Below are 15,040 nucleotides of genomic sequence, written 5' to 3' on the forward strand. Positions count from 1 at the left end.
TTGCTGCACGGGGTGCCGCGAGAGTGCGTTTCCCCTGGCGCGCTGAACCTGTGGCTGGAGCAAGAGGTGCTGGTGCTGGCCAGACGTTGGCAGTCATGGCCATTGGGTGCGGCTTGCGACTAATGGAGTCATAAAAAAACCGCCTGATGGCGGTTTTTTTATCATGCCGGCCCTTATTTCAGGGCTTTTTTCAGCTTCTTGATCTTGCCTTCGTGCTTGGCAATTTTCTCAAGGCGTGCGGCGATCTTCTTCTTGATATCTTTCTTGCTGGCTTTGGCCATCTGTGTTGCTCCTTTTGCAGTGGGGACACCTCGAGTGTCCGTGAGTCTGTCCATCGACGTCCCAGAGTGCCACAGGGTTGCCGTCTGAGCCAAGCCTCTGTCGAAGAAAACAGCATATTTCAACCGGGGGGTCGAGGAAAAACAGGGGGGCTAGCTACGAGTGACCTCGGTTGCAGAAGGCATCAGACAAGGTTGGGCAACTACCAGAAGGCTTGTGTTGCATATCGCGGCCACCAAAAAGCGCCCCTTGGGGCGCTCTTGGTATCACTGGCAAACCTGACTCTATCAGGCTTTTTTCAGGTAGGCGGCGACCAGCACTATCTGCACGCCGTTGACCTTGCCTTCGATGTGCAGCGGGTTGTTGGTCAGGCGGATGCCCTTGACCAGGGTGCCGCGCTTGGCGGTGAAGCCGCCGCCCTTGACGTCCAGATCCTTGATCAAGGTGACCGAGTCACCTTCGACCAGCACGGCGCCGTTGGAATCCAGAGTAGGTACGCTGTCGTCATCGTCACCAGCCTGGCCGGCTTCGGCCCAGGCCTTGGTCTCGTCTTCCATGTACATCATGTCCAGCATGTCCTGAGCCCACACTTCGCCCTGGCCGGACAGGGCTTTCAGCTGACGCCACGCCATGACCTGCACGGCGGGAACCTGGCTCCACATGCTGTCGCCCAGGCAACGCCAGTGATTGACCACTGTGGTGTCCGGCTGCTCCAGCTGGCCACGGCAGGTGTCACACAGGGCAAGGCTGTGATCATCATCGCTGGCCGGTGAGTGGGGCACAGCGAAGGCAGTCAGTGCCTGTTCGGCGCCGCACAGTTCACACTTGGCGCCCGCGCGCGCTTGCAGGATGGCATTGATGGTCATGTTTTGGTTCCATTCATGTTGGTAAAATGGCCCGCCTTGAGCGAACCAGGGTAAAGAGGGGGCGGAATATAGCATAAAACCCCTCTCTTTGTCAGGCCAACACCCGGGCTCCGGGTCGTTTGCCAGGTTGACACTTGCGCTCACGGCGGCTTGCCGGGGCCAAGCCTGGGTGCATGACCGCCAGTCAGGCCGGAGTCCGGTCTCATGGCGGTCGGTTCGCATTGGCGAGTGCTTTTTGGGGAGGGATCGCTAGAATAAGCCTCTTTTTTGACTGCAAGGCAGGGGCAAGCGTGCTGGCTCAACGTTTTCAACAACTGGATAGATTGCTGACCGAGACTCGGCGCTGGTGGCAATACCAACCCTATCATCACCTGAACCTGGCCTTCGCCGATGAGGCCCCCGCACTGGCCGCGCTGCTCAACGCCATGCCCCTTGAACAGATCAATCGGCTCGATGGTGACATGGGGGCGCTGTGCGACCTGCTCGCCCCCTGGATCCCGGCGGGGAAGACGCTGCATGCCCTGAGTGAGCTCGCGCTATTTACCCCCGAGCCCATCCAGTGCGCCAAGGAGATGGCGATGCACATGCCGGGTCGCAAGCAGGCGCAGATAGAGGCCTTTACCGGCTGCCTGCCACCCCATCAAGGCCCCTATCTGGAGTGGTGCGCGGGCAAGGGGCATCTGGGGCGGCTGGTTTCCCTGCATCGCCGGGCAGAGATCCTGAGCCTGGAGCTGCAAGGCCCGCTCTGTGAAGAGGGGCGTCGGCTGGCGGCCCGTGACGGGGCCCGCATGCAGTTTGTGCAGGCGGATGCCTTTGCGGCCGATGCCGGCCAGCTGCTCGCTACCGAACACCACGCCATGGCGCTGCACGCCTGCGGCGAGCTGCACACCCATCTGCTGGCGCTGGTGGCCGAGCGCGGCGCCCAGGGGGTGACCATATCCCCTTGTTGCTATCACCTGATCCGCGGCACTCACTATTCCCCCTTGTCCACCGCCGCCCGGGCCAGCGATCTGCAGCTGGCCAAGGCGGATCTGCGGCTGCCGCTGCAGGAGACGGTGACCGCCGGGGCTCGCATCTCGCGCCTGCGCGAGCTGGAGGTGGTGTGGCGGCTCGGGTTTGACTGCCTGCAGCGCCAGGTGCGCGGGGTGAACGAATATCTGCCGGTGCCCAATATGCAAAAAAGCTTGCTCACTGGCAGCTTCGAGGCATTTTGTGAATGGGCGGCCGAGCGCAAGGGGATAGCCCTGCCGGCGGGAATGGATCTTGCCGCTTTTCTGGCCATGGGGGAGGCCCGTTATGGCGATGTTGCCCGCATGGAGCTGGTGCGTCATCTGTTTCGCCGGCCGCTCGAGATCTGGTTGGCGCTCGATCGGGCGCTCTTCCTGCAAGAGCAGGGCTACCGGGTGGAGGTGGGCGAGTTTTGCGACAAACCCATGACCCCCCGCAATATCTTGATCCGTGCCGTGCGCTCTGCGCAGGCATGAGTGACATCCCTCTGGAATGCCCGGCTGCCAGCCGGGCAGCGTCCCATACTGCCGGGTGATTGACCCCATAGGTGTGTGATGTGGCCCATCATGGGATGGGCCACGGCAAGATGCGGGTTGCTATTATTTTTCATCGGCCTTTACAAGGCATATCACAGTGCCCTTTGCATCAGTCGGAACATCTGTTTTTTATGCATTTTATGGTGTTTCGCCCAGAGAGTGAAATGGCTCACAGATCCGTTTTATTTCTTAATTTTTGATGAGAATTTAGTTATGAAAAGGCCTATTCTCGGGATGAACTTTTCCGAGACAAGGACTGTGCCCCATGTTCAAACCCACGCAATGTGCCTGGCTGGTTGCTGCTGCCTGCGCATTTCCAAGCTATGCCGCCATGAATATTCAGCCCGATCCACAAAATGCCGGTGGATATGTAATTGCCGCACCGGATCTGGCGGCAGTTGAAAAAGCAAAGACAGCCAATCCCATGTACGGGGTCTGGTCAAAAGCATTGGCGACACGGCCCAATAATATTGTCGATGCCATCATACCAAGAGCGGCCAGCAACCCGGATAACGTCAAACGGGTCGAGCGGGTATTCACGGAATCGGACTGGGAATATTTGACCCAGATGGCGGCGCCTGAATATACCTATGAACGCTTCTTGCGGGCCATAGGTAAATTCCCGGCTTTTTGTGGTGAATATACCGATGGCCGGGATTCGGATGCCATCTGCAAAAAATCCATAGTGACGGCCTTCGCCCATTTTGCCCAGGAGACGGGCGGGCATATCAGCAAGAACAATATATCCGACAATCCGCTGGCGCTGGAGGAGTGGCAACAGGCGCTGGTGCATGTGCGCGAGATGGGGTGGTCAGAGGGGCAGGCGGGTTACACCACGGGTTGCGGCCAGAATGACTGGCAGAACAAGAAGTGGCCCTGCAGCACGGGGCAGGGCTATTTCGGGCGCGGCTGCAAAGCAGCTCTCTTATCACTTCAACTACGGCGCCTTCTCCGAGGCCATGTTTGCGGGTGATGCCTCGGTGCTGCTGAGCGATCCGGGGCGGGTCGCCGACTCCTGGCTGAACCTGGCCTCCGCCATCTGGTTCTTCCTCACCCCCCAGGCCCCCAAGCCTGCCATGCTGCACGTGATAGACCGCACCTGGGTGCCTTCCCAGCGCGAGATAGCGGCGGGCATCGGCTACGGCTTTGGCACCACCATCAACGTCATCAACGGTGGCATAGAGTGCGGTGAACAGAACAAGGACAAGGGCCAGCCGGTCAACCGGATCCGTTATTGGGAGGGGCTGGCCGAGCATTACCAGATCCCCGTCAAGGCCGACGAGAAGAACACCTGCTGGCAGCAGACCCCTTATGGCAGCCTGAATCTGAACGGCGCCACCGATGTGCTTTATACCAACTGGGATGGCAACTGGAAGTACTACCCGGACAGACCCGGCGGTTACTCCTTCGAATGTGAGCTGGTGGGTTTTCAGACCGCCTATTCGGCCCTGGTGCCGGGGGATTACGAGAAGTGTGTGACCAACTTCTACGGCTCCCATGCCAACTGGCCCAAGGTACGGGTGGTGGCCAAGCTGGATCCGGCCCCCGTGGATCCGGTCGATCCGCCGATAGGGGACGCGCCGGCCTGGAGCGCGACCGCCGTCTATACGGCGGGGGCCAAGGTCAGCTACAAGGGCGCCGTTTATCAGGCAAAGTGGTGGACTCAGGGCAATGAACCCGGCAAGGGCGATCCCTGGGCGCTGGTGCCGACCAGGTAAGGAGGGCTTGGCTCCGTCACCTGGGCTAACGAGATTTGTACAACGGCACCTTCATATATCTGGCTGAACGAAAAGGAAAGGGGGAGGCTTATAGCCTCCCCCTTTCATCATATAGAGGCCATTTATTCATCTAGGCAGAAGATGAATTGCCATGCTTGCACTTCCCGCTTATCAAGAGATGACCTCTCCCTGAAGAAGACGGTTTATTTATCCTCTGTTCATATCCGGTATCTTATGGTGTTCCCTGTTGGCGATATATGTGCGGCGAAAAGCCGTTTGCTGGTCTGGCGATACGGTTTGGATGCCATGAATATTGGCGAACGGCTGCTCATCCAGCGTGATACGATGACTGGCAACCATCATGCCGGCCTCTTGTTATCGCGTGCCAACACTCGATAACCTGGGGCAGGGAAATTCATCTCCACCGTCGTCAAGCCTATTTTCATGGCTGTTGCGTTTGGCAGAATGTGCCTGGAACAATATCCATTTTTCTATATGGCGCGGCATAATGGCGTGATCTTGTCGTGTGCCAGCCTCTCACTCTGTGGATTGAGAGACAGGTGGCTATATCGGACATGGGCCTTGATGATGGCAGAATCGGGATAAACAAGGAGGGGCCACACAATGAATATCGCCATGCATTTTGAAATTCCGGTGACGGATATGACGCGAGCCATCGGGTTTTACTCCCGCGTATTTGGCATCACGTTCGAGCGAGCGGAGATAGATGGCAACGAGATGGCGTTGTTCCCGCTCTCGGAGGGGGGCGAGGGGTGTTCCGGTGCCCTGGCCAGGGGAGAGACATATGTTCCGAGTCTGGATGGCACGCGGATTTATCTGGCGGTGACCGATATCGAGCAGGTGATGGCCAGCGCCTTGTTGGCCGGTGCCAAAAGTCTGTATCCCGTTACCCGGGTTGGCGACATCATCAGGGTGGCTGAATTTCAGGATCCCGAGGGCAACCGGATCGCCCTGCAGGAAACGGCCAGACGCTGACGCAAACATTCATTCATGCTGGGCAGGCCAAACGGGGCCCGGCTCGGCACAGACAAGCAGGTGTTATGACGATACGTATTGCTACCCCGGCGGATGTCCCGGCGATGTTCGAGGTGCGTACCAGTGTGCGAGAGAACCAGATGTCCCTCCTGGAGCTGGCCGCAGTGGGGATCACCCCCGCCACCTTGCCCGGTATGCTCACCGGAAGCGGGCGAGGCTGGGTGGCCTGTGATGGGGACCAGGTGGTGGCGTTTGCGATGGCAGAGGCCGGTGACGCCACCATATTTGCCTTGTTTGTGCGCCAGAGTCATGAGGGCAGGGGGCTGGGTCGCTGCTTGATGCAGGCTGCCGAATGCTGGCTCAGTGCCGAAGGGTGCACCGAGGTGTGGCTGCTGACCGATGCGGATCTCCGGGTCAGGGCCAACGGTTTTTATCGCCACCTTGGCTGGATGGAGGATGGCATTCAGGAGGAGGGAGAGATGCGTTTCACAAAATGCTTGCGAGATGATGGGTAACGAGCAGGCCGTGGTGATCGCGTCCCTCCTTGGCCGACAGGGAGAGGCCGCGTCCCCCCAGATGCGGTGCACAGGCTGGATCCGTGCCGTGTTTTGTGGGGCAGTTAATGGCGAGGGCGCGACAGGCGTGGTACTCATCTGATGCGAAACATGGTCGAAGAACGGCTTGGATCCATTTTGTCAGGGAGGCGTTATGCAAGGACATTGTTTGTGCGGCGGGATCCTGGTGTCGAGCGGGGATCACCAGGAGGTCAACCTCTGCCACTGCACCACCTGCCGGCGCTGGTCCGGCGGTCCCCTGTTTGCGGTGCACTGCGGCAAGGATGTGCGTTTCAGCGGGATGGCGCCTGCCACCTATCGCTCCTCCGAGTGGGCGGAGCGCGGCTTTTGCCCCACCTGCGGCACCCACCTCTTCTATCACCTGCTGCCGACGGATGAATACATCGTGCCGGCCGGCCTCTTCCTGCGGGACGATTTTCAGCTGGCAAGCCAGATCTTCATCGATGAGAAGCCTGACTTCTACGAGTTGAAGAACGAGACGCCCACCCTGACCGGCCAGCAGGTTTTCGAGCAGTTTGCGCCCAAGCCTTGATGGGAGGGGTAGATATCTCATTGAGACCAGAAACCATGAGAGAGGGCACTGAGATGGAAGGTGGTTGCCATTGCGGGCATGTCAGATATGCATTGTCGGCCAAACCTTTTGCTGCTGATTTTTGCCATTGCCGTGATTGCCAGCAAACAACCGGATCTCCGGTGGGCGCCTGGATGGATTTTCGTGTTGAACAGGTGAGGTGGGTGTGTGGTGCTCCGACGGAGTATGCCTCTTCAACTCGGATCCGACGTGGCTTTTGCTCAATCTGTGGCTCCACGTTGAGCTATCGCAGTATTGAGCACCCTGAATATCTGACGCTTAGTATTACGTCTTTGGATAATCCTGACTCGGTAAGACCCACTTACCACATCTATACCGAACGACAGTTGGTTTGGTTACCCATTGATGATGAGTGTCCGCGTTATCCCGAAGGAAAGTGAATCTGGCTGATGGACGAGTGTTAACAGACAAGGACAAATGATGGAACTGGTGGTGATCCGCCATGGTGAGACCCAGGCCAATGCCGAGGGGCGTTATCTGGGGGCGCTGGATGTCGGGCTGAACGACACGGGAGTTGCGCAAGTCGCCAGATTGGCGCAGCTGCTTGTGGCGACGGAGGCGCCGTTTCAGCGATTGCTGACTTCGCCTCTGCTGCGGGCAAGGCAGAGTGCCGAACTTGTCTCGCGCACGCTGGCGCTGCCTGCCCGGATAGTGCCCGCCTTTCGTGAACGTCATGTGGGGGTATTTGAAGGGCTGACCCAGGCAGAGGCGAGGGAGCGTTATCCCGCGCTGTGGGCGCGCAATATTACCCGGCGCTGGACAGCAGCGCCCCCGGAAGGGGAGTCGCTGGATGCCGTGATTGCGCGGGTGTCACTGGGGTTGACCAGGCTTGCCGAGGAGGCGCAGGGCGAGCGGGTCTTGCTGGTGGCGCACGGGGTGGTGGCAAAAGTGATCCGCGCTCTCACGACCACGGGATTCTCCGATTTTTTCGACTGGCAATTGCCTAACGGTGGCAGTCTGGTCGTGGTGCACGCATCGAGCGGGCCACTGATACGTTTCAGTCGTCCGAGCCTGCAAGATTGAGCGCTTCACCAGCTCATCGAAGCGGCGCCGATGGCATCGAGAGACGACTTGATGTCGGCATGGGAGCCCTGTGTGAACATGCAACCTCCACTGCGAATAACACGTTGATATTCAGTACGGTGTGGGCGTTTTTACACCAATCATGCCATGCGTCAGGATCCGCCATGGCGTGAGTCAAGCCGTGGCGGGGGTGACTGGCTCAGGGGGCGTTGCTGGGCTTTACTCTGTTGACTTGGGTGTCGCACGCGTCGCCGTGTGTTCGCAGAGGCGGCCTCGGTGTCGAGGTCCGCCGCTGGCAAGGGATGTCAATCGAGGCAAGGAGAGAGGGATGAAGATCAGCATTGAGACGCGTATCGAGCAGGAGATAGACGCCGTCTGGTGGGCCTGGAATGACCCGGACTGTGTCGTCAAATGGAATGCCGCCTCCGATGAGTGGCACACCACGCGCAGCCGGGTCGATCTGGTGGTGGGTGGTCGTTTCTGTCATCACATGGCGGCCAGGGATGGCAGTGCCGCCTTCGATTTCGAGGGCACCTTCACCCTGGTCGAGGCACCGACCCGGCTTGCCTATCTGATGGATGACGGACGGGCTGTGGATGTGCGCTTCGTCGAGGAGCAAGGTGCCACCCTGGTGAGCCTGGACTTTGATGCCGAGTCTGCGCATAGCCGTGAACAGCAGCAAGCGGGCTGGCAGGGCATTTTGAACAACTTCAAACGCTACGTGGAGGCGGCGGGCTGACGCAGATCCGGCCAGGCCAATAAAAAACCACCGGCGGGCAGCGGTGGTTTTTTATTGGGACATGAGCTCAAGTATGTGATGCAGGCGGCAGACACTGGTGGCAAGGGGCATCAAGGTGGTGTCATCGGCAGGGGTGTTGTCACCCTTTGTCTGTGGCCGTTTACTCTTCTATATCCAGCAGCACCAGGATGGCGCTGTCGCCGCCCCATTCACGAGGGGCCTGATGAAAGGCGCGCACATTGGGGTGCTGGGCCAGCCAGCTCGGGATCCGCTGCTTGAGGATGTGTTTGCCGATGCCGTGCATCACGGAGGCGACGTGGATGTTCTCTTTCTGGCAGAGGGTGAGCAGGGCGGCCAGCTCCTGTTTTGCCTGATTCTGGTTCATGCCGTGCAGATCCAGATAAATCTCCGGTGGATAGATGCCACGTTTGAGCTTCTTCAGCTCGAATTTTGACACATCGTCACGCACGTAACGGGTCGGGCCATCCTCGTCCAGATGGGGCTGGTACTCGTCGCTGAAAAAGTGGCCAACCCCAAGCTTTTCGCGGCTTTCACGCAGTTCGCGTTTCTGCTTGACCGGGCGCAGGTCGGCCCTTATGGTATCTTGCTTAATTTTCCGGGTACCTTTGACAGCATCGCGAAACAGCAGGCTTTCCTCGATCGTCGGTGAGGGCGTTTTTTTCATCAGGTACTCGTCTTGCTCGCTATATAGGTTTCTCGGGCCGGATATTACTCGACTTGGAGGTGGATTTGGACAAGATATTTATCGATGAGGTGGTTGCCGAGATGCACACCATCCAGGACATGTTGCGCTGGGCCATGAGTCGTTTCAACGACGCCGGGATCTTCTACGGACATGGTACCGACAACGCCTGGGATGAGGCCGTGCAGCTGGTACTGCCCGCGCTACATCTGCCGCCGGACGCGGATCCGGGCATGCGCCACTCCCGTCTGACCACCAGCGAGCGTCATCGCATCGCCGAGCTCATCATTCGCCGCGTGCAGGAGCGCGTGCCGGCCGCCTACCTGACCAACAAGGCCTGGTATGCCGGTTGGGAGTTCTACGTGGACGAGCGGGTGCTGATCCCGCGCTCTCCCATCGCCGAGATGGTGGCCAACCGCTTCGCCCCCTTCCTCAAGCATGAGCCGACCCGGATCATGGATCTCTGTACTGGTTCCGGTTGCATCGCCATCATCATGGCCCACGAATTCCCGGATGCGGAAGTGGACGCCATCGACATCAGCGTGGATGCGCTGAACGTGGCCGAGCGCAACATCACCGATCACGGTCTGGAGCAGCAGGTCATTCCGATCCGCTCCGATCTGATGCGCGATCTGCCCGCCGGTGACAAGTACGATCTCATCGTATCCAACCCGCCCTATGTGGATTCCGAAGACATGTCGGATCTGCCGGAGGAGTTTCGTCACGAGCCCGAACTGGCGCTGGCCTCCGGCTCCGATGGCCTCAAGCTCACCAAGCGCCTGCTGGCCAATGCCGCCGACTTCCTCAAGGATGATGGCGTGCTGGTGGTCGAGGTGGGCAACAGCATGATCCACCTGGAAGCCCAGTTCCCCGAAGTGCCCTTTACCTGGGTCGAGTTCGAGAACGGTGGTCACGGCGTGTTCGTGATGACCAGGGCCGAGCTGGAGCAATACCGGGACCATTTCGCGATTTACAAGAGCTAAGCAGCAAGGAGCACCCATGGCAGGGAACAGTTTTGGCCAACTCTTTCGGGTCACCACCTTTGGCGAGAGCCACGGCCTGGCGCTGGGCGCCGTGGTCGACGGTTGCCCGCCTGGGCTCGAGATAAGCGAAGCGGATCTGCAGGGAGATCTGGATCGGCGCAAGCCCGGCACCTCCCGTTACACCACGCCACGCCGTGAACCGGATGAGGTGAAGATCCTCTCCGGGGTGTTCGAGGGCAAGACCACGGGCACCTCCATCGGGCTGCTCATCGAGAATACCGATCAGCGCTCCAAGGACTACTCCGACATCAAGGATGTGTTCCGCCCGGGCCATGCCGATTACACCTATCACCAGAAATATGGTCAGCGGGATTATCGGGGCGGCGGTCGCTCCTCCGCCCGTGAGACCGCCATGCGGGTGGCGGCGGGCGCCATCGCCAAGAAGTACCTCAAGCAGATGCACGGCATTGAGATCACCGGCTTCCTCTCCCAGCTCGGCCCCATCAAGGCCGAGGCGTTCGACGCGGCGCAGATTGAGCAGAACCCCTTCTTCTTCCCCGATGCGGGCAAGCTGGAGGCGCTCGATCAGTACATGCGCGACCTGAAAAAAGAGGGCAACAGTGTCGGTGCCAAGGTGCAGGTCATTGCCAGCAAGGTGCCGGTGGGCCTGGGTGAGCCGGTGTTCGACCGGCTCGATGCCGACATAGCCCACGCCATGATGGGCATCAATGCCGTGAAAGGGGTGGAGATAGGCGACGGCTTTGCCGTGGTGGAGCAAAAGGGCTCCGAACATCGCGACGAGATGACCCCGGCCGGCTTTGCCAGCAACCATGCGGGCGGCATTCTGGGCGGGATTTCATCCGGTCAGGATATTGTGGTGAGCATGGCGCTCAAACCCACTTCCAGCATCACAGTGCCGGGCAAGACCATCAATACCGAGGGCGAGGCCATCGAGATGATCACCAAGGGTCGTCACGATCCTTGTGTCGGCATTCGCGCCGTGCCCATCGCCGAAGCCATGCTGGCCCTGGTGTTGATGGATCACCTGCTGCGCCATCGCGCCCAGAATCAGGGCGTGCTGACCCATACGCCCCAGTTGCGCTGATCGGCCTGCCTACCCCCGCCAACTGATCGAGCGGTGGCGCATAAAAATACGCAATGGCGCAGTCTCAGGCAGCGCAAAAAGGCGACCCCAGGGTCGCCTTTTTTATGGATCTCGCCGCCTAGGGCTGACGGGTCTGGGCCGTGTCTGGTCGGGGCGCGGCTTCCTCACTCTCTGGATTGTCAAACCGGCATGGAGGCGAGGCAAAGCCGCTGCCGGGCGAGGGAAGGGCGGCGATGGCGTCATTGACCCGGGCTAGCTCTGCCTCGCTCACCGCCTCTTTGGCAAACATCAGGCTGACCGGCTGATGGTGCAGCAACAACTGGCAGCGGATGAAACCGTCCGCCCCCAGCTGTTGCAGCCGATAGCGCGCGTATTGCCACTCCATGATGACCCCATCGAGGCGACGAGCCAGCAGCAGCTCGATCAACCTGTCATCGGTGTTGTAGTCGTTGGCGCCTTTGAGGGCCGGGCAGTGCGCCATCCGCAGGGTGGGGCGGGTGCCACGCAGCTTGCCCAGATGCAGTTGTGTCTGCTGGCATAGGGCGGGTAGGCTCTGTATGCCTTGCCAGGGATCGGCATGGCCCGGAATGGGGTTGTGGCTCAGCAGCACGAAGGTACTGCGCCGGTAGGGGGTCGAGAAGCGGGCGAACTCGCGCCGATCCGGGGTATCGAGCGCTCCCATGGCCAGATCCAGCTGTTGCTGCTTGATCAGGTGCAGGGCGCGGGCCCAGGGCAGGTTGCGAAAGCGCGCCTCCAGCCCGGCCTGGCTCAGGATCTGGCGGGTCAGGGTCACATCCAGCCCATCCAGCGAGCCTTGAGGATTGATGTAGCTAAAGGGCGGCCAGTGGCCCCAGGCCACCGACAGTCTGGTCTTGGCCCCGAGCGGCAGGCTCAGCCCCAGTGCCAGCAGCAGCAGGCCTGCCTGACGCCAGCGACGACACTTGCTTGTGATATGTGCAGCCATGAGCCTGAACCTCCTTGTTCGGGGACTGAAATGATGGTCGTCTGTTGCTGGCATCAAGCATAGCCTGATTCGAATGAGTTCTGAGGCAGGATCTGCGAGCGGGAAGGTGATCCACTTTTTCGGTTCGCGCTGGGATGAACATCACATTTCTCTCGTTTATCCACGGCAACTCCGTTAGACTGCGCCTCTATTCTTTCCCCTTTGCTCTGCTCCCCGGGGAAATCGTTGTTTTCTCAATAGGCCCAGAACTTGTGAGATGGCATCGGCTCAGCAGAGGAGCCCCACCACAAATCCCCGGCGCCACTATCCCTAGCAGGTAATTATGAGTTTTTCTTCCCTCGGTCTGGCCGAACCCTTGTTGCGTGCCGTTGCCGAGCAAGGCTACGACACCCCGTCTCCCATTCAGCTGCAAGCGATCCCCGCCGTTCTGGCTGGCCGCGACCTGATGGCGGCGGCCCAAACAGGGACCGGCAAGACCGCAGGCTTTACCCTGCCGATGCTGCAGCGTCTGATGGAGAGCAAGCGTAAAGTTTCTCCCAACCGGATCCGCGCCCTGGTACTGACCCCGACTCGTGAGCTGGCCGCCCAGGTGGGCGAGAGCGTGCGCAACTACGGCAAACATCTGCCGATGCGCAGCCACGTGGTCTTCGGCGGTGTCAGCATCAACCCGCAGATGATGGCGACTCGCCGTGGTCTGGACGTGCTGGTTGCCTGCCCGGGCCGCCTGATGGACCTCTACAACCAGAACGCCGTCAAGTTCGACGAAGTCGAGATCCTGGTGCTGGACGAAGCGGATCGCATGCTTGACATGGGCTTCATCCGCGACATCCGCAAGATCCTGGCCCTGATGCCCAAGCAGCGTCAGAACCTGCTCTTCTCCGCAACCTTCGCCGACGAAATTCGCGAGCTGGCCACCGGCCTGCTCAACAACCCGGCCGTGATCGAAGTGGCGCCGCGCAACAGCACGGCCGAGCGCATCGAGCAGCTGGTTCACCCGTGCGACAAGGCCAACAAGATCGGTCTGCTGAGCCATCTGGTCACCAGCAACGACTGGCAGCAGGTACTGGTGTTCACCCGTACCAAGCACATGGCCAACCGTGTTGCCGAGACCCTCGACAAGAACGGCGTCAGCGCCGCCGCCATCCACGGCAACAAGAGCCAGGGTGCCCGTACCCGTGCCCTGGCCGGTTTCAAGGAAGGTAGCGTCAAGGTGCTGGTGGCGACCGACATCGCCGCCCGCGGTCTGGACATCGACAAGTTGCCGCAAGTGGTCAACTTCGAGCTGCCCAACGTGGCGGAAGACTATGTACACCGTATCGGTCGTACCGGTCGTGCCGGTGCCGCCGGTCACGCCATCTCCCTGGTCGCCGCCGATGAAGGCAAGCTTATCAAGGCCATCGAGCGTCTGACCAAGCAGAACATCCCGTGCGAGCAGGTGGCCGGTTTCGAGGCCTCCCGCGAGACGCTGGACAACATTGCCCGTGGTATAGGCGCGCCGCTGCGCAAAGAGCCGCGCGATCCGAGCGAAGAGCGCCGTGCGCCGCGTCCGCAAGGTCAGCGTCAGGGTGCCGGTCGTTCCGGCAATGCTGGCGGTGCCCGCACCGGTAACGGTGGCAAGCCCAAGCCGCAGGGCGGTCAGCGTCCGGCCGATGGCGCCGGCAAACCGGCCCAGGCCCGTCGCCCCCGTCGCGCTACCCACAACCAGTAAGCGAATGAGGTAACACCTCCCAGCGTCACAGGTTGATATAAAAAGCCCTGCCAATCCGGCAGGGCTTTTTTATGTCTGTCGTTCACCGCCATCCCCGGTGGCTGGGGTTGCCGCCCAGGGTAGAGGGAGCCTATCCAGGCTTCAGCAGCTGGCAATCAAGTTGTCATGCTTGCTGACTTGCGTCTGGATCTGTTGGCACAGGGTGTGAATATGGGGCTCATCCATTTTCTCACGAGAAATATAGATGCCGATAACCCCTTTGTTGTATTCCTCATCCATGTCGAGCGGGACTATGCCGAATTGGGCGAAATAACTCGCCATGCTGCCTGGATAAGGCATGACGGCATTGCTGGTATTTACCATGTCAATGCCGGCCATCAGCGAATTGCAGGTGTAAATTATTTTATCATTGAGCTGCATAGCTGCCTGATCTTGCTTTTTTCTTGCCAGGTCCTCGACCAGATGAAGATATTGTGGCTCATCCGTGGTGATCAACAGGCTGGGGTAATTTACCAGATCCTGCTTGCTGCATACTTTCCCCAGGAGGGGATGCCCGGCCCTGACAAATATGGCATCGCTGGAGGTAAATAACGGGATGAATATCAGGCTGTAATGTTTATCCAGACCATGGATCTCATGTCCCAGAAACAGGTCGATATGATTGCCAAGGAGCAGATCCAATAGCCGCAGGTGATTGCCGACCTCGATATTGATGGCACAGGATGGATTGGCTGCTCGATAGTGCAGGGTGACAGGTTGCAGCACATGCTGCCACCAGGCATGGCCGGTACCCACTCTCAGTGGCAGGGCCGCTCGCTCGCGAAGAATGGCGAGCCGCCTGAGGGTATCATCATAGATCCGCTGCATCACGCGGGCTTGTGTCAGCAGCAGCTCCCCGGCGGCGGTCAGCGTCACGCCGCCGGCGTGCCTGATCAACAGGGTTGTGTCCAGGCTCTCTTCGAGTTTCTTCATGTTGTGGGTCAGCGTCGGTTGGCTCAGCCCCATATGTCTGGCTGCCAGACTCACACTCTTGTGGGTCGCGACCTCAATGAATTGTCTTAGATGTTTGTCCACGGAAAACGGCGTCCGTTCAGGGTCAGGCGGAGCGCAACGCTAGTGCAAGCATGCGAGACTGTCAATCGGCACCATATCGCCAGAAATGGTTTTTATGTGTGTCTCTTCACGTTGTTTTCCATTCGTTTTGGCCGGCAATAGCGCCATTTTAGTGCGTACGATCACGCAATC

At 59.7% G+C, this 15,040-nt stretch carries 15 protein-coding genes and 1 pseudogene; 11 read left to right on the top strand and 5 right to left on the bottom strand.

Annotation, left to right across the window (positions count from 1 at the left end):
- Nucleotides 1–566: 566 nt before the first annotated feature.
- The gene (locus CK910_RS16255; protein WP_017412092.1) at nt 567–1,145 is read right to left on the bottom strand and encodes a PhnA domain-containing protein; all 579 of its coding nucleotides are present in this window, start codon (nt 1,143–1,145) and stop codon (nt 567–569) included.
- Nucleotides 1,146–1,399: 254 nt separating this feature from the next.
- Here CK910_RS16255 and CK910_RS16260 point away from each other — a divergent pair, with 254 nt between their 5' ends.
- Together CK910_RS16260 and CK910_RS24540 are read left to right on the top strand one after the other, a co-directional pair.
- On the top strand, nt 1,400–2,629 hold the full coding sequence (locus CK910_RS16260) for a methyltransferase (RefSeq protein WP_098985124.1): 1,230 nt from the start codon (nt 1,400–1,402) through the stop codon (nt 2,627–2,629).
- Between the two features lie 325 nt (nt 2,630–2,954).
- Nucleotides 2,955–4,407 (top strand): annotated as a pseudogene (locus CK910_RS24540) (chitinase).
- Nucleotides 4,408–4,614: 207 nt separating this feature from the next.
- Here CK910_RS24540 and CK910_RS23830 read toward each other — a convergent pair.
- Complete coding sequence (locus tag CK910_RS23830) at nt 4,615–4,770, bottom strand: hypothetical protein (RefSeq protein WP_157774636.1); 156 nt, start codon at nt 4,768–4,770, stop codon at nt 4,615–4,617.
- Between the two features lie 261 nt (nt 4,771–5,031).
- Between CK910_RS23830 and CK910_RS16270 the strand changes: the two genes are divergently transcribed.
- The 6 genes from CK910_RS16270 (at nt 5,032) to CK910_RS16295 (ending at nt 8,332) form a co-directional block, all read left to right on the top strand.
- Complete coding sequence (locus CK910_RS16270) at nt 5,032–5,403, top strand: VOC family protein (RefSeq protein WP_098983995.1); 372 nt, start codon at nt 5,032–5,034, stop codon at nt 5,401–5,403.
- A gap of 65 nt (nt 5,404–5,468) precedes the next feature.
- Nucleotides 5,469–5,918, top strand: coding sequence for a GNAT family N-acetyltransferase (locus tag CK910_RS16275; protein ID WP_098983996.1), 450 nt, complete (start codon nt 5,469–5,471; stop codon nt 5,916–5,918).
- A gap of 193 nt (nt 5,919–6,111) precedes the next feature.
- The gene (locus CK910_RS16280; protein ID WP_098983997.1) at nt 6,112–6,510 is read left to right on the top strand and encodes a GFA family protein; all 399 of its coding nucleotides are present in this window, start codon (nt 6,112–6,114) and stop codon (nt 6,508–6,510) included.
- Between the two features lie 53 nt (nt 6,511–6,563).
- On the top strand, nt 6,564–6,950 hold the full coding sequence (locus tag CK910_RS16285; protein ID WP_098985125.1) for a GFA family protein: 387 nt from the start codon (nt 6,564–6,566) through the stop codon (nt 6,948–6,950).
- Between the two features lie 40 nt (nt 6,951–6,990).
- On the top strand, nt 6,991–7,593 hold the full coding sequence (locus CK910_RS16290; RefSeq protein WP_098983998.1) for a histidine phosphatase family protein: 603 nt from the start codon (nt 6,991–6,993) through the stop codon (nt 7,591–7,593).
- Between the two features lie 328 nt (nt 7,594–7,921).
- Nucleotides 7,922–8,332: an SRPBCC domain-containing protein gene (locus CK910_RS16295; RefSeq protein ID WP_098983999.1), complete on the top strand. Its 411-nt coding sequence runs from the start codon at nt 7,922–7,924 to the stop codon at nt 8,330–8,332.
- A gap of 160 nt (nt 8,333–8,492) precedes the next feature.
- On the opposite strand, the gene smrB is transcribed toward CK910_RS16295, so the two are convergent.
- Nucleotides 8,493–9,017, bottom strand: coding sequence for an endonuclease SmrB (gene smrB / locus CK910_RS16300; RefSeq protein ID WP_005315464.1), 525 nt, complete (start codon nt 9,015–9,017; stop codon nt 8,493–8,495).
- 65 nt (nt 9,018–9,082) lie between these two features.
- Between smrB and prmB the strand changes: the two genes are divergently transcribed.
- Together prmB and aroC are read left to right on the top strand one after the other, a co-directional pair.
- The gene (gene prmB / locus CK910_RS16305; RefSeq protein WP_043142017.1) at nt 9,083–10,018 is read left to right on the top strand and encodes a 50S ribosomal protein L3 N(5)-glutamine methyltransferase; all 936 of its coding nucleotides are present in this window, start codon (nt 9,083–9,085) and stop codon (nt 10,016–10,018) included.
- A gap of 16 nt (nt 10,019–10,034) precedes the next feature.
- Complete coding sequence (gene aroC / locus CK910_RS16310; RefSeq protein WP_043555824.1) at nt 10,035–11,123, top strand: chorismate synthase; 1,089 nt, start codon at nt 10,035–10,037, stop codon at nt 11,121–11,123.
- 118 nt (nt 11,124–11,241) lie between these two features.
- Here the strand turns inward: aroC and CK910_RS16315 are convergent, their stop codons facing one another.
- Entirely contained in the window at nt 11,242–12,087 is an 846-nt protein-coding gene (locus CK910_RS16315) for a substrate-binding periplasmic protein (RefSeq protein WP_098984000.1), read from the bottom strand.
- Between the two features lie 322 nt (nt 12,088–12,409).
- On the opposite strand from CK910_RS16315, the gene CK910_RS16320 reads away from it, so the two are divergent.
- Nucleotides 12,410–13,795, top strand: coding sequence for a DEAD/DEAH box helicase (locus tag CK910_RS16320; RefSeq protein WP_098984001.1), 1,386 nt, complete (start codon nt 12,410–12,412; stop codon nt 13,793–13,795).
- A 141-nt stretch (nt 13,796–13,936) separates the two neighbouring features.
- Here CK910_RS16320 and CK910_RS16325 read toward each other — a convergent pair whose 3' ends face one another.
- Entirely contained in the window at nt 13,937–14,869 is a 933-nt protein-coding gene (locus CK910_RS16325; RefSeq protein ID WP_098984002.1) for a LysR family transcriptional regulator, read from the bottom strand.
- Nucleotides 14,870–15,040 lie beyond the last annotated feature (171 nt).

The sequence above is a fragment of the Aeromonas sp. CA23 genome (assembly GCF_002587065.1).
Taxonomy (GTDB): domain Bacteria; phylum Pseudomonadota; class Gammaproteobacteria; order Enterobacterales; family Aeromonadaceae; genus Aeromonas; species Aeromonas bestiarum.

Coding starts and splice junctions, on each gene's coding strand:
- CK910_RS16275 (WP_098983996.1), top strand. CDS start 5,469: ATGACGATACGTATTGCTACCCCGGCGGATGTCCCGGCGATGTTCGAG.
- CK910_RS16285 (WP_098985125.1), top strand. CDS start 6,564: ATGGAAGGTGGTTGCCATTGCGGGCATGTCAGATATGCATTGTCGGCC.
- CK910_RS16255 (WP_017412092.1), bottom strand. CDS start 1,145: ATGACCATCAATGCCATCCTGCAAGCGCGCGCGGGCGCCAAGTGTGAA.
- CK910_RS16280 (WP_098983997.1), top strand. CDS start 6,112: ATGCAAGGACATTGTTTGTGCGGCGGGATCCTGGTGTCGAGCGGGGAT.
- CK910_RS16270 (WP_098983995.1), top strand. CDS start 5,032: ATGAATATCGCCATGCATTTTGAAATTCCGGTGACGGATATGACGCGA.
- CK910_RS16320 (WP_098984001.1), top strand. CDS start 12,410: ATGAGTTTTTCTTCCCTCGGTCTGGCCGAACCCTTGTTGCGTGCCGTT.
- CK910_RS23830 (WP_157774636.1), bottom strand. CDS start 4,770: ATGATGGTTGCCAGTCATCGTATCACGCTGGATGAGCAGCCGTTCGCC.
- aroC (WP_043555824.1), top strand. CDS start 10,035: ATGGCAGGGAACAGTTTTGGCCAACTCTTTCGGGTCACCACCTTTGGC.
- CK910_RS16295 (WP_098983999.1), top strand. CDS start 7,922: ATGAAGATCAGCATTGAGACGCGTATCGAGCAGGAGATAGACGCCGTC.
- smrB (WP_005315464.1), bottom strand. CDS start 9,017: ATGAAAAAAACGCCCTCACCGACGATCGAGGAAAGCCTGCTGTTTCGC.
- CK910_RS16315 (WP_098984000.1), bottom strand. CDS start 12,087: ATGGCTGCACATATCACAAGCAAGTGTCGTCGCTGGCGTCAGGCAGGC.
- CK910_RS16290 (WP_098983998.1), top strand. CDS start 6,991: ATGGAACTGGTGGTGATCCGCCATGGTGAGACCCAGGCCAATGCCGAG.